Raw genomic sequence first — 13,538 nt, forward strand, 5'->3', positions numbered from 1 at the left:
AAAATACCGGCTGTGAGGCCGGTATTTTTTTAGAGGTTACTGATGAAAATAATCATCGTCGTCATGATGGCATGCCTGCTGAGCGGCTGCGGCAGCATCATCAGCCGCACCATTCCAGGTCAGGGCCATGGCAACCAGTACTACCCGGGCGTAAAATGGGATGTCCGTGATTCCGCATGGCGCTACCTGACGGTGCTCGATCTGCCGTTCTCGCTGATTTTCGACACGCTGTTGCTGCCCATCGATGCCAGCCACGGCCCGTACGAGTAGCGTAAATTAACGCTCGTCCCATTCATCGGCTGCGGTTTGACCTTCTTCCGTATCCAGCGGTGGCTCGAGCTGAAATTCGCCCTCATCCCACTCGTGCAGCGTATTCTCCTCCAGCCATTCCTGGCGTAACTCGATTTCATCATAGTCGCCATCAAACACGGCCTGCGCACCTGCACCGCTCAGGACCGGCAAACATTCTCCTTCTTCGCCTTCATCGGCAAAGAATTCGGCCTGCCACATAATATCCCCATCCTGCAGAACATATTTTTGGATATTAAGTTGTTGCACGTCAGCATCTTCTTCCTCAACGCCGGGATTATCGGCAAGGAACTCTTCACGAGCGGCATCAATAGCTTCTTCCAGCGTGGCGTACATGGTCATTGGTGTCTCCCTGTTTTCCAGAAGGTTTCAGGGAAAGAATAGCTGAATATCAGATTCTGCAAGTATGAATGCGAAAATAAGCCGTCAGGCGTTCTTCTTATTCCGTCACCGGCCGTAACGCGCGGGATAAACTGAACCACGAGTAAATCGCGTTGAACAGCACCACGCCTGCCGTCACGATAAAGACGGCGCGAAAACCGAAGCTGGCGGAAATACCCGCCCCGAGAAGCGGCCCGGTGACGTTACCGATATCGCGAAACGACTGGTTATAGCTAAAGATACGCCCGGCAATCTGGTTCGTGGAGTTGTAGACCAGCAGGGTCTGTACGGCGGGCAGCAACGCCCCGTCGGCGGCGCCCAGCAAAAAGCGAAGCACGCCCAGCTGCCACGGAGAGTGCACCATCGACATGGGGATAAGCAGCAGGACGGAAATGATCAGTGCGCAGATCAGGATCTTTTCCGGGCCGACCCGGTCACCCAATTTTCCCAGTCTCGGTGCGCTAACCAGCGCCGCCACGCCGGGCACAGAGGCAATCAGTCCGCTGATAAACGCAATATTGCTGACGTTACCCGCCAGGTCGCGAACGTATAGGGTGAGAATAGGAGCGATCGATCCGGTTGCCACCTGAATGATCAATGTCGTTACGAACAGGCTCAGCACCAGCCTGGGATTTTTAAGCGAGGTCAGCACGTCTCTGGCGTGAAGCATCTCTTTTTTGGCGACGGGCGTAAATTTTTCACGGATGCAGACCAGGGTGACGATAAAGCACAGGAACAACACGCTGGCGGTGATGAAAAAGACCGGGCGCAGGCCGTAGTTATCCGCCAGTAATCCCCCCGCCAGCGGCCCAAGCAGGGCGCCGCTCACGCCACCGGTTGAGAGCGTGCCAAGCGCCCAGCCGCTCTTATGGCGAGGAATTTGCGTGGCGATCAGGGCGTTCGCGTTGGGAATAAATCCGCCCAATAAGCCCAGCAATGCGCGCAATATCAGGAACTGCCAGACGTTCTGCGCCACGCCCATCAGCGCCATGATAATCGCCATCCCCAGCGCCGAACGCAGCAGCATGATTTTACGTCCCTTGCGGTCGGCAAGGCCGCCCCAGAAGGGCGAGGCGATGGCGGAAAAGAGAAACGTGATGCTGAATACCAGGCCAGACCACATGTTGAGTGCGCTATGGCCCGTCACGCCCAGCTGTTCGACGTAGAGCGGCAGGAAAGGCATGACCAGGCTAAACGCCGCGCCGGTAAGAAAACAGCCAAGCCACGCAACCGTGAGGTTACGCTTCCAGTTTATGGGGGCATCTGAGGGTGTCATAACAATCCGCATAGTGAGGTGCAGAGCACCTGAGGCATGAAGTAATAAGCCTGCTAATTATGCGCCTGGGTTATGATTGCCGCAATGAGGGGGAGCTTTTAAAGCTAAAATAGCATGCGGCCCTGAGGGCCGCATGAGGATCAATAGCGGGAAGGCGTGCCTTCTGGCCGCGTTTTAAAGCGTCGATGCAGCCACATGTACTGCTCGGGTGCCAGCATGATGCACTTCTCCACAACGGCGTTCATCCAGCGCGCGGTGGTTTCCGCATCTTCCAGCGGCGGCGCGAGTTCCGGCTCAAGCATCATCAGTTCGTAGCCTGAGCCATCCGGCATACGGCGGGGAACAAAGGGAACGATGGCGGCTTTGGACATCCGCGCCAGCATCCAGGTGCCGGTCGTGGTAGCGGCCTCATCAACGGCGAAGAAGGGGACAAAGACGCTGGCCTGGGGGCCATAGTCGTGATCGGGGGCATACCAGACCACTTCACCGGCCTTCAGCGCGCGAATCATGCCCTTCAGATCCTTACGGTCGATCATGCTTTTGTTGGAGCGCATGCGGCCGTTGGTCTGGATGAGATCGATCACCGGGTTGTCGTTAGGACGATAAACCCCGATGCCGGGCGCCTGCATGCCAAACATACGCGCCCCGATTTCGAGCGTCAGGAAATGGACGCCGATCAGCAGCACGCCGGTCTGATTGGCCTGAAGCGTATGCACCGGCTCCATGCCGGTGCCTGTAACCTTGCTCCAGCGGGCCATACGTTTGTCCGACCAGAACCACGCCATTCCGGTCTCCATGAGACCCATGCCGACGGATTCGAAATTCTTCGAGACCATATCATGGCGCTCCGCCTCGCTCATCTGCGGAAAGCACAGCTCAAGGTTACGATACGCGATGCGGGCGCGGCGCTTCATAAGCGTTTGCGCGAGTCGGCCTAATGATGTACCTAACCGGAAGATAACAGGGTAGGGAAGCTGTACCAGTAGCCATAAAAAGCCAATGCCAAGCCAGGTCATCCAATAGCGGGGGTGCAAAAGGGCGACGGTAAATTTTGGTAACTGGGTCATGTCTTTCCTGTGTTCAAACGTCCTGTTTCGCTATTGTCGCATTTTTTGAGACGTAGCCAAAATATCTGCCGTCGAACCTGCACGACGACGGCGATTGTTAAGCCTGATTCATCAGGGTGTGTGAAATGTAGCGTAAATTGTGTGGATGTAAATTGGTTTTTTTTGCTATATGATGCCGACCGATTTTTCATTCTCTCTGACGATTGCAGGACTTGTACACCATGCCAGTGTTACACAACCGCGTTTCGAATGAGATGTTAAAGGCGCGCATGTTGGCTGAAACCGAACCGCGCACGACCATCTCCTTCTACAAATACTTCACTATCGACGATCCGCAGGCGACCCGCGATGCGCTTTATCAGGCCTTCACGGCGCTGAACGTATTCGGCCGCGTCTACCTTGCCCGCGAAGGGATTAACGCGCAGATCAGCGTGCCGGAAAGCAAAGTGAATGCGTTCCGCGACGCGCTTTATAGCTTCGATCCTGCCCTCAACGGCTTACGCCTGAACATTGCCCTGGATGACGATGGAAAATCGTTCTGGGTGCTGCGCATGAAGGTGCGTGAACGCATCGTGGCGGACGGTATTGACGATCCTGAGTTTAACCCGGCGGACGTCGGCGAATATCTGAAGGCCGCGGAAGTGAATGCGATGCTGGACGATCCGGATGCCGTGTTCATTGATATGCGTAACCACTACGAGTACGAAGTGGGGCATTTCGAAAACGCGATGGAGATTCCGGCCGATACCTTCCGCGAGCAGCTGCCTAAAGCGGTGGAGATGATGCAGGAGCATAAGGATAAAAAAATCGTTATGTACTGCACCGGCGGTATCCGCTGCGAGAAGGCCAGCGCGTGGATGAAGCACAATGGGTTCAACAAGGTCTGGCACATTGAAGGCGGTATTATTGAGTACGCCCGCCGCGCCCGTGAGCAGGGCTTACCGGTACGCTTTATCGGTAAAAACTTCGTCTTTGACGAGCGCATGGGCGAGCGCATTTCAGAAGATGTGATTGCCCAGTGCCACCAGTGCGGCGCGCCGTGCGATACCCACACCAACTGCAAAAACGACGGTTGCCACCTGCTATTTATTCAGTGCCCGGCCTGTGCCGAGAAGTTTAACGGCTGCTGTAGCGAGCTGTGCAGCGAAGAGAGCGTCCTGCCGGAAGAAGAGCAGCGTCGTCGTCGCGCGGGGCGTGAAAACGGTAATAAGATTTTTAATAAATCACGCGGCCGTCTGAATACCAAACTGGGTATTCCTGACCCGGAATGATAATAACGCCCGGCACGGCGAAAGCCTGCCGGGCGAATCTATTACGACTTCTGCTGCACACCTTCAACGGAAATAACCAGCTCAACGTCCTGCGACGCCGGGCCTAAATCCGTTGTGATATTAAAATCTTTCAGGTGAATTTTACCCGCCGCTTCAAAACCTGCGCGTTTTCCGCCCCACGGATCGTCGCCCTGACCGATCAACTTCGCATCCAGAGTAACGGGTTTGGTTACGCCATTCAGCGTCAGATTCCCGGTAATAGCCAATTTATCACCGTCTTTCTTAACTTCCGTGGAGGTGAAGGTGGCCTGTGGGAATTTTGTGACGTTGAGGAACTCTGCGCTGCGCAGGTGTTTATCGCGCTCAGCATGGTTCGTGTCGACGCTGTTCGTATTAATGGTCACATTGACTTTATCTGCCGCAGGATTTTTCTCGTCAAAAGTAAATGTGCCGTCGAAATCTTTAAAGGTGCCGTACAGCCAGCTGTATCCCAGGTGCTGAATGCGGAAATTGACGAAAGCGTGCTGGCCCTCTTTATCAATTTTATAGTCAGCCGCTACGGCAGAACCGGTGGTGAATAACAGAGAACCGAGGGCAATACCCAGCAGGTGTTTTTTCATTTTATGCTCCAGAGTCAACTGACGAGCGGCCAAGCATGCGCTTAAGCGTATCGTCTTTATCAATAAAATGGTGTTTAAGGGCGGCGAGCCCGTGCAGTACGGACAGGATCACCACGCTCCAGGCAAGCCAGAGGTGAACGACGCCTGCCGTATCGGCCTGAGCCCCGGCATCGCTGAGCGTTGCCGGAACCTCGAACAGGCCAAAAACGCTAATCGGTTTGCCGTCTGCCGTTGAAATGAGATAGCCGCTGATCAGAATGGCGAAGAGCAGCGCGTAGAGCGCAATATGCGCGGCAACGGCGCTGACGCGGGTTATTTTTCCATATGTCTTTAGTGGCGCGGGCGGTGGGGAAATATGTCGCCAGATGGCGCGAAATACCAGCCCCAGCATCAGCAGAACCCCGATGCTTTTATGCAGCTCGGGTGCCTGATGATACCAGCCATCGTAATAGCTGAGCGTGACCATCCAGAGTCCAAGTCCGAACATACCATAGACGGCAATGGCAAATATCCAGTGCAAACTTATGGATATTATTCCGTAGCGCCGGGAGGAGTTACGCAATTGCATCAGAATGTCCATTTTCAAATTAACCGAAAGGTAAAAATGAACGGGAAGACGCGATATTGCAACTGAAATAATTGACTATTGATTTTTATTTTATTTATTTCAGCGATTTTGAAAAGAAACGGCGAGATTAATTCAATGGCTTCGTGCAAGACGTATTTAGCAGAAGAAAAAATCTTAAATAAACATAAAGTAACGTCAGTTAACGTCAATTGTCACTTTCAATAAAACACAATGTATATAACATCAACGATAGCGAGCAGCGCCCACAATAAGATATAGAGCATAAAGTGTTCGCGAATGTTATTGATGAGGAAATCCACTATCCTGCGCATAACGCCCCACAATTGAGTACGAAGAAAACGGGCCCCGATACCGCCGGAGCCCGTGGCCGATTATCCGTTAAAACGCGAGAGTGAGAACGGCGTCAGATCAAACTGCGGCGTGATACCCTGGGCAAACTGCGCGGCGATTTCACCCAACACCGAAGCGAACTTAAAGCCGTGGCCACTCAGCCCGGTAATCAGCAGGGTGTTGTCATGTCCCGGCAGCGTATCAATGATAAAGTCTTCATCCGGCGTGTTGTCATAGGTGCAGGCCGCGCCATAAAGCAGGCCACCGACGCCCGGGAGAATATTGCGCAGGAACGAGAAGGCTTCTGAGCCGTCCTGCGGGCAGGCGCCAAACGGCTTGCGCTCCTCAGGTGAGGAGATGACCTGCCCGCCGTTGTGTTTTCCAATCTTGAGAGCGTCCTTCTCGGAAGGGAAACCGTAGAACTGATCGCCGTTGGGTAACTCGCCGGTAAACGCCGGGAATTTATTTTGCGCGCTGTAACGCCCGTCCGACTGGAACCAGGAGAAGACCTTGCGTACCGGCTGGATCGGCAGGTCCGGGAGCAGGCGGGTAACCCAGGTTCCTGCGCTAATAAGCAGGCGGGAAGCCGAATTTTCCCCGTCTACGGTTTTCACCGTAACGCCGTTTGCATCATGCGTGATGGCCTCTACGGGGCAATTGAACAGCTGCGCACAGCCCGCTTTGGCGGCAAGATCGACCCAGGTTTTGATCGCCGTTTCACAGTGCAGCACACCGGAGTTGGCTTCAAAGAGGCCGATATAATCCTCCGGGACGGTAATTTCAGGCCAGCGCGAGGTAATGGCCGCCGCGTCCAGCTTCTCAACGTCAAGATTAAAGGCTTTCGCGCTGCGTTCGACGTTGGCGAGAAATTCTGAACGGGCCGGACCGAGGTTGATGATCCCTGTGCGTTCGAAAATGCGCTCTTCAGTCTGTTTCGCCAGCTCGTCCCACAGCGTCTGGGCGCGAAGCACCAGCGGAACGTAGCGCTCCCCCTCGCCATAGGCATGGCGAATGAGACGGGTGTCGCCATGATGGCTACCTTCGCTATGCGGCGGCAGGTGGGCGTCAATCATCAGGACGTTTAGCCCTGCCTGCGTTGCGTAATAACCGGCGGCCGATCCAACGGAGCCGCTACCAATAATGATTAAGTCGTATCTCATATGCATCTCGTAAACTTACGGTTTGTTAGCAGAGTAATTAACAACGCGGGCGTAAACAAGCGGGAAATAAATAAGGCACCGCGAGGGTGCCTGTTGAGTGAAAAGTGGGCATAAGGTTAGTGCCGTTTATACTCATTTTCCTGATAGTCGCCAGATTCTATTTTTGCAATGCCTGCCTCTAAAATAGAAATAAACTGACGGGCGACGTCTGTTGTTAGCCACAGCGTCTGTCCCACTTCCGCTTCGTCACGGTTGAGTTGATTTGGGGTCTGGTAGTGCAAACGCAGCATCAGTGCATCGTAGCTATCTACGGTACTGATATCCCAGCCTACAAGCGGATGGGTCTGGATGACTTCGTTATTCTTTTCCATTATAACCCCCTTAATGCGTGTTAGAAGACAACGGCTCTGAGGTTCAATGCATGTTTTTCTGAAAGCTTCTTCAGTATACCAAGTAATAAGGGTTCCAACGGGAAAAATAAACAGGTAGCAACACATTTTTCTGCTTTTTAGGATTGTTCGAACAATAAAACACCATCTCGTTCACGATTTTTTAAGAACACGCTGAATTAATTTGAACTTTCGAAATTACAGGCAAAAAAAAGCCGGGGCGACCCGGCAAAAAACACAATGAGGGAGCAGTGTTAATCGGTTATGAACCAGTCGTCTGCGCTTTCCCACGTTTCCTGCAGGATTTCGCTAATGCGATCTTTATCTTCTTTTGCGGCACCCATGACGGAGAGGTTGTTCGCTGCGGCGTAACGCACCGTTACGGCACCCGAGTTGTCGGGAAAGGTGTTGTTAATACGACGGGATAATTCGCCTGCCAGAGCGTCAAGCGCGCCGGCAGGCAGAACGGTAGTTTTGGCTATGGTGACTTCAATACGCATAAATGCCCCCTGTGTAATATACTGTTTATTTATACAGGCATATTGTCGGTTTGACAACAAGGGGCGTTGATTTTTTAGCGTTTTACCGTCCAGCTTACGGTTTCACCTGCCAGGAAGGGGATCAGCGTGTCATCCGTCAGCGCGATAGACTCCTCAACCTGGCTCGCTTTGCGCTCCAGCTCAATGAAGGTGTCATTGACCGGCAGGCCGTAGAAGCGCGGGCCGTTGAGGGAGCAGAACGCTTCGAAATGTTCCAGCGCGTTCATCTCTTCAAATACGGTTGCGTAGCTGGCAAGCGCCGTTGGGGCGTTGAAACAGCCCGCGCAGCCGCAGCTTGCCTCTTTGCGATGGCGGGCGTGAGGCGCGGAGTCTGTGCCCAGGAACGCACGAGTGAATCCGCTGGCGACCAGCTCGCGCAGCGCCTGCTGGTGAACGTTGCGCTTGAGGATCGGCAGGCAGTACAGGTGAGGGCGCACTCCGCCCACCAGCATATGGTTACGGTTAAACATCAGATGCTGCGGGGTGATAGTCGCAGCGATCAGTTCGTTACCGTCGCGAACATACTCTGCCGCGTCTTTGGTGGTGATATGCTCAAAGACCACCTTAAGCGCCGGCAGGCGCTGGCGCAGGGGCTCCATCACGGTTTCGATAAAACGGGCTTCACGGTCGAAGATGTCAATCTCCGCATGCGTTACTTCACCGTGTACCAGCAGCGGCATGCCCAGTTTCTGCATGCGCTCCAGCACCGGCATGATGGCATCAATACTGGTGACGCCGTGGCTGGAGTTGGTGGTGGCGTTCGCAGGGTAGAGTTTCGCCGCCGTAAATACGCCTTCGTTAAACCCGCGTTCCACTTCGTTCGGATCCAGTGAATCGGTCAGGTAGCAGGTCATCAATGGAGTGAAATCATGTCCCGCCGGAACGGCATCCAGAATGCGCTGACGGTAGGCAATGGCGGCATCGACGGTGGTGACTGGCGGAACCAGGTTTGGCATGACAATCGCGCGGCCATAAATTTCACTGGTATAGGGCACGACGGTTTTCAGCATATCGCCATCGCGCAGATGGATATGCCAGTCGTCTGGGCGGCGGATTTTAAGAACCTGGGGTTGTGCAGTCATGGAAGCTCCGGCTTGTCAGGAATCAGTCATAAGGATGGCTGTTTTTGCCGGACACAAATCATAAGCGGAAACGTTTTCGTTTGCACACTTTTCCGTAAAAAAAAGGGCGCCGCAGCGCCCTTCAGGTTAATCGGTGAAAGGAATAACGATCTCTCCCGGTTTCACCTCTATCCCTTTTGCGTATTTCTTCGCGAGAGCTTCACCCTGGCTGTTGTCTTCGCTTAAGACGTACGCCGGCTGCTGGTTAAAGTAGTTTCGCAGCGACTGGTTCAGATAGGGCATCAGGGTTTGCAGTACCGGCGCCATTTTGTCCGGCGAAACCTGTGCATCGACCACTTCCATCTCCTGCAGGAATATCGCCCCTTTCTCTTTGTTGAAAACGGGGAGCGCCTTCAGCTTGAGCTTGATGTTGGCTTTCTGATTGCCAAAAAGGGACGTCATATCAAGCGCGGCATCGCCTGCGAGAGTGACTTTATTCGGCTCTTCGCGACCAATCTGGCTGGTGAGATTGGTGAGCACGATGTGGGCATCGGCCAGCCCCGGCACGCCAATGTCTTTAGAGAAATTGTTATGTTTTTCCAGCGCCTGATTAATTTCCTGCTCACTGACGGTATATTGCGTAAGCTGGTTACAGCCCACCAGCAGACCGCTGACAACGAATGCCGCGGCTAAGACAATTTTCTTCATAGTGCTCCTCAACGAAAAATCGGCGCTTCTGTCCTGTTACGCCAGTATGTCAGCGTGAATGGGCAGAAACCAGCAGAAAAAACTGAGAAGTGGGGCGGGAGAGGCTCCCGCCCGAGGGAAAGGCTACGCGCCAGGCTCCAGCATGCCGCTCGCGCTGCGCTTCTGGCTGAACTGCCACCACAGGGCGAGAAGCGTCATGACGCCCACCACGCCGAGCATCATCCAGGGGAGTTCCGGCTGGTTCAGCGCTTTGCCGGCATCGAACAGCCAGCCGCCGCCGGCGTAACCCAGCGCACCGCCAAAGGCCAGACCCAGGCGGCTGAAGCCCATATAGCTGCCGCGCGCACGCGCATCCGCAAGCGAGGCGCTCAGCGTTTCGCGGGCGGGCTCGGCGATGATGGAGCCGATATAGAAGGTGCAGATCAGCGTAAAAAGCTGCTGAAGCGTGTTTACCAGACCGATCGGCATCATGCTCAGCGTCATCAGAAATAGCCCGGCCATCAGGCGATGCTCCAGGCGAAAACGCCGTTCACTCCAGCGGGCAATCGGATAAAGCAGCGTTAATGACAGGCAGGCTTCGATGGCGTACATCCATTTTACGGCAGCAGGCGTGCCCGCAATATCGTTCACCATGATTGGCAGCATCAGCATCACCCTGTACGGCGAGCATGTAATAGCCGGTCAGGGTCAACACGTAGGTGACAAAACGCCTGTCGCGCAGGACGCGTCCTAGCCCCTCGCGCACTGGGGCTTTTACCGTCGACAGCTTCCAGGCCGGAAGGTAGAGGCCGTTAAACAGGGCGCACAGAATAAACAGCACCGCCCCGGCCGCGCAAACCAGACGGAAATCGTACTGCAGCAGCCAGCTGCCCAGCAGGGCGCCAACAACCGCCCCGGCGCTGTCCTGCATCATCAGAATGGAGAAGAAGCGGCCGCGGTGCTGAGGACGAATCAGCTTGACCACCAGCGCGGTGCGCGGCGGGTCAAACAGCGTGCCACCGATACCGGAGAGAAAGCAGGAGAACCACAGCAGCCAGGGCTCGTGGGCGATCGCCATCGTGGCAAAGCCTGCCGCGCGGAGCAGCATACCGGTCACGATCATCGGTTTAGCGCCAAAGCGGTCGGCAATAGCCCCGCCAAAGACGCCCAGCCCCTGCTGGACAAACTGGCGTAACCCCAGGGCAATCCCAACCATTAATGCCGCCCAGCCCATTTGATCGACAAAGCGGATCGAGATGAGGGGGAACACGACAAAAAAGCCGAGCACGACCAGCAAGTTATCGACGAGCAGGAAATATTTACCCAGGCTCCTGGCCTGTGATACGCGGGACATTTTCCCTCCAGGGAAAATAAGAAGGTGAGCACGCTAACATTCTGCGGTGTCGCCGCGTTTTTTCCCACCCCCGGGCGCGACAATATTTTTTTATCAAAACGGTGCTTTGATAGAGAGTTCTCATCGAAAAATGTGAAAAGAGGTCAAAATGGTATGTCACTGTTTTCACAGACGGCACGGGCGCAGGTATAGTAAAGCTAATGGGTAAGCTGAAGTGACGGGAAGGAGTGGTATTGATGTTTGGCTATCGCAGTAATGTGCCAAAAGTGCGTCTGACAACGGACAGGCTGGTCGTTCGTCTTGTGCATGAGCGTGATGCCTGGCGTCTGGCGGATTATTACGCCGAGAATCGCCAGTTTTTAAAACCCTGGGAACCCGTTCGGGATGAGAGCCATTGTTACCCCTCCGGCTGGCAGGCACGCCTCAGCATGATCGCTGAATTTCATAAGCAGGGCAGCGCGTTTTATTTCGCGCTGCTGGATCCAGAAGAGAAAGAGATTATCGGGATCGCCAATTTTTCAAATGTGGTGCGGGGATCGTTTCACGCCTGCTACCTTGGCTATTCCATCGGCCAGAAATGGCAGGGGCAGGGGCTGATGTACGAGGCGTTAACGGTAGCCATCCGCTATATGCAACGCACGCAGCATATCCATCGCATTATGGCGAACTACATGCCGCATAATCAGCGCAGCGGGAATTTGCTGGCGCGTTTAGGGTTTGAGAAAGAGGGTTATGCCAAAGACTATCTGCTGATAGACGGAGAGTGGCGCGACCACGTTCTGACGGCATTAACCACCCGTGACTGGACCGCAGGTCGTTAAGGAGAAAAGATGAAGTATCAGCTAAACGGTACGGAAGCGCGCGTGATTGGGTGCTTACTCGAAAAACAGGTCACCACGCCGGAGCAGTATCCGCTCTCTGTTAACGCCGTGACCATGGCCTGCAACCAGAAGACCAACCGCGAGCCGGTGATGAATCTCAGCGAGCATGAGGTTCAGGACGTGCTGGATGCGCTGGTGAAGCGCCACTATCTGCGCACCGTCAGCGGCTTCGGCAACCGCGTGACCAAATACGAGCAGCGCTTCTGTAACTCCGAATTTGGCGATCTGAAGCTGAACAGCGCGGAAGTGGCGGTTATTACCACGCTGCTGCTGCGCGGGGCGCAAACGCCGGGGGAACTGCGAACGCGCGCTTCCCGAATGCATGAGTTCAGCGACATGCAGGAAGTCGAGCAGACCCTGGAAGGGCTGGCCGCGCGTGAGGATGGCCCTTACGTGGTGCGCCTGGCCCGTGAGCCGGGTAAACGTGAGAGCCGCTACATGCATCTCTTCAGCGGCGACGTTGACGCCGCAAGCGTGGCGACGGAATCGAGCCCTGCAACCCGTGACGACCTTGCCGCGCGCGTAGAGGCGCTGGAAGACGAGGTGGCCGGGCTGAAACAGCGTCTGGATGCATTGCTGGCACATTTGGGAGACTAACGGTGAAAAAATTACGCATTGGCGTGGTGGGGCTGGGCGGTATTGCGCAGAAAGCCTGGCTGCCCGTATTGGGCGCTGCGTCAGACTGGACGCTGCAAGGGGCATGGTCACCCACCCGAGAAAAGGCAGCACGTATCTGTGAAACCTGGCGTATCCCGTATGCGGCATCGCTCCAGGATCTGGCCCGCGAGTGCGATGCGGTCTTTGTGCATACCTCAACGGCAACCCACTATCAGGTGGTGAGCGAGTTGCTCAATGCGGGGGTTCACGTCTGCGTGGATAAACCGCTGGCGGAAAATGTTCAGGACGCTGAACGGCTGATTGAGCTGGCGGCACGTAAAAAACTGACGCTGATGGTCGGTTTCAACCGCCGCTTCGCGCCGCTTTACCAGCAGCTGAAGGCGCAGTCCGGCAATATCGCCTCGCTGCGCATGGATAAGCACCGCACCGACAGCGTGGGTCCAAACGATCTGCGCTTTACCCTTCTCGATGACTACCTCCACGTAGTGGACACCGCGCTGTGGCTGACTAACGGCGAAGCGCTGCTGAAAAGCGGCACTCTTGTCACCAACGAACAGGGGCAGATGGTCTATGCGGAACACCATTTTGCCGTTGAGCATCTTCAGGTCACCACCAGCATGCACCGCCGCGCAGGCAGCCAGCGGGAATCCGTGCAGGCGGTAACCGACGGCGCGCTGTACGACGTTACCGACATGCGTGAATGGCGGGAAGAGAAGGGCGGCGGCGTGGTGATGCAGCCGGTCCCCGGCTGGCAAAGCACTCTGGAGCAACGAGGTTTCGCTGGATGTGCCCGCCACTTTATCACCTGCGTGCAAAATCAGACGGTTCCTGAAACGTCCGGCGAGCAGGCCATTCTGGCTCAGCGCATTGTGGAACGGCTCTGGCGCGAGGCCATGAGTGAATAACTCGCTGTAACATCTGCGGATAGTAATTCGTTGAAATCGGGTTAGACTAAGCGCCGCTTGTTGGCTTTGCCGGGTGGCGCTTGTGCGTTCCCGGTCTATAA

At 55.1% G+C, this 13,538-nt stretch carries 16 protein-coding genes and 1 pseudogene; 5 read left to right on the top strand and 12 right to left on the bottom strand.

The genetic code is table 11. The features are described 5' to 3' along the window. Window positions 1-42: 42 nt before the first annotated feature. Window positions 43-270: a YceK/YidQ family lipoprotein gene (locus DG357_RS08600; protein WP_013097162.1), complete on the top strand. Its 228-nt coding sequence runs from the start codon at window positions 43-45 to the stop codon at window positions 268-270. Between the two features lie 6 nt (window positions 271-276). On the opposite strand, the gene DG357_RS08605 is transcribed toward DG357_RS08600, so the two are convergent. The 3 genes from DG357_RS08605 to DG357_RS08615 form a co-directional block, all read right to left on the bottom strand. Continuing rightward, the gene (locus DG357_RS08605) at window positions 277-651 is read right to left on the bottom strand and encodes a MysB family protein (RefSeq protein ID WP_028012687.1); all 375 of its coding nucleotides are present in this window, start codon (window positions 649-651) and stop codon (window positions 277-279) included. 97 nt (window positions 652-748) lie between these two features. After that, entirely contained in the window at window positions 749-1,966 is a 1,218-nt protein-coding gene (mdtG, locus tag DG357_RS08610; RefSeq protein ID WP_045630082.1) for a multidrug efflux MFS transporter MdtG, read from the bottom strand. 140 nt (window positions 1,967-2,106) lie between these two features. Further along, window positions 2,107-3,033, bottom strand: a complete 927-nt coding sequence (locus DG357_RS08615; protein ID WP_088204991.1) for a Kdo(2)-lipid IV(A) acyltransferase — start codon at window positions 3,031-3,033, stop codon at window positions 2,107-2,109. 221 nt (window positions 3,034-3,254) lie between these two features. On the opposite strand from DG357_RS08615, the gene trhO reads away from it, so the two are divergent. Then, window positions 3,255-4,304, top strand: coding sequence for an oxygen-dependent tRNA uridine(34) hydroxylase TrhO (gene trhO / locus DG357_RS08620; protein ID WP_028012690.1), 1,050 nt, complete (start codon window positions 3,255-3,257; stop codon window positions 4,302-4,304). A gap of 41 nt (window positions 4,305-4,345) precedes the next feature. Here trhO and DG357_RS08625 read toward each other — a convergent pair whose 3' ends face one another. The 9 genes and pseudogenes from DG357_RS08625 to mdtH all read right to left on the bottom strand — a co-directional run bounded on the left by DG357_RS08625 (window position 4,346) and on the right by mdtH (window position 11,033). Continuing rightward, a complete protein-coding gene (locus tag DG357_RS08625; RefSeq protein WP_028012691.1) occupies window positions 4,346-4,924 on the bottom strand; it encodes a YceI family protein in 579 nt (192 codons plus the stop codon). Between the two features lies 1 nt (window position 4,925). Beyond that, window positions 4,926-5,492, bottom strand: a complete 567-nt coding sequence (locus tag DG357_RS08630) for a cytochrome b (protein WP_028012692.1) — start codon at window positions 5,490-5,492, stop codon at window positions 4,926-4,928. Between the two features lie 218 nt (window positions 5,493-5,710). After that, complete coding sequence (locus DG357_RS08640) at window positions 5,711-5,824, bottom strand: YceO family protein (protein ID WP_032644857.1); 114 nt, start codon at window positions 5,822-5,824, stop codon at window positions 5,711-5,713. Window positions 5,825-5,884: 60 nt separating this feature from the next. Continuing rightward, the gene (gene solA, locus DG357_RS08645; protein WP_088204992.1) at window positions 5,885-7,003 is read right to left on the bottom strand and encodes an N-methyl-L-tryptophan oxidase; all 1,119 of its coding nucleotides are present in this window, start codon (window positions 7,001-7,003) and stop codon (window positions 5,885-5,887) included. A gap of 116 nt (window positions 7,004-7,119) precedes the next feature. Further along, complete coding sequence (gene bssS, locus DG357_RS08650; RefSeq protein WP_023299782.1) at window positions 7,120-7,374, bottom strand: biofilm formation regulator BssS; 255 nt, start codon at window positions 7,372-7,374, stop codon at window positions 7,120-7,122. Between the two features lie 272 nt (window positions 7,375-7,646). Then, window positions 7,647-7,892, bottom strand: a complete 246-nt coding sequence (gene dinI / locus DG357_RS08655) for a DNA damage-inducible protein I (protein WP_048959419.1) — start codon at window positions 7,890-7,892, stop codon at window positions 7,647-7,649. Between the two features lie 74 nt (window positions 7,893-7,966). Then, window positions 7,967-9,013 (bottom strand): dihydroorotase, encoded by a 1,047-nt coding sequence (gene pyrC / locus DG357_RS08660; RefSeq protein ID WP_028012695.1) that lies wholly within the window; start codon window positions 9,011-9,013, stop codon window positions 7,967-7,969. A 126-nt stretch (window positions 9,014-9,139) separates the two neighbouring features. Beyond that, window positions 9,140-9,700: a lipoprotein gene (locus DG357_RS08670; protein WP_088204993.1), complete on the bottom strand. Its 561-nt coding sequence runs from the start codon at window positions 9,698-9,700 to the stop codon at window positions 9,140-9,142. A 123-nt stretch (window positions 9,701-9,823) separates the two neighbouring features. After that, a pseudogene (gene mdtH, locus DG357_RS08675) lies at window positions 9,824-11,033 on the bottom strand (multidrug efflux MFS transporter MdtH). Window positions 11,034-11,269: 236 nt separating this feature from the next. Here mdtH and rimJ point away from each other — a divergent pair. The 3 genes from rimJ to DG357_RS08690 are packed head-to-tail and all read left to right on the top strand — an operon-like array spanning window position 11,270 to window position 13,437. Then, window positions 11,270-11,854, top strand: coding sequence for a ribosomal protein S5-alanine N-acetyltransferase (gene rimJ, locus DG357_RS08680; protein WP_013097146.1), 585 nt, complete (start codon window positions 11,270-11,272; stop codon window positions 11,852-11,854). A 9-nt stretch (window positions 11,855-11,863) separates the two neighbouring features. Beyond that, window positions 11,864-12,511, top strand: coding sequence for a YceH family protein (locus DG357_RS08685; protein WP_088204995.1), 648 nt, complete (start codon window positions 11,864-11,866; stop codon window positions 12,509-12,511). A 2-nt stretch (window positions 12,512-12,513) separates the two neighbouring features. Further along, window positions 12,514-13,437 carry a Gfo/Idh/MocA family protein gene (locus tag DG357_RS08690; protein ID WP_088204996.1) on the top strand — a complete coding sequence of 308 codons (924 nt, stop codon included), beginning with the start codon at window positions 12,514-12,516 and terminating at the stop codon, window positions 13,435-13,437. The last annotated feature ends 101 nt before the right edge of the window (window positions 13,438-13,538 follow it).

The sequence above is a fragment of the Enterobacter bugandensis genome, assembly GCF_900324475.1.
Lineage (GTDB): Bacteria > Pseudomonadota > Gammaproteobacteria > Enterobacterales > Enterobacteriaceae > Enterobacter > Enterobacter bugandensis.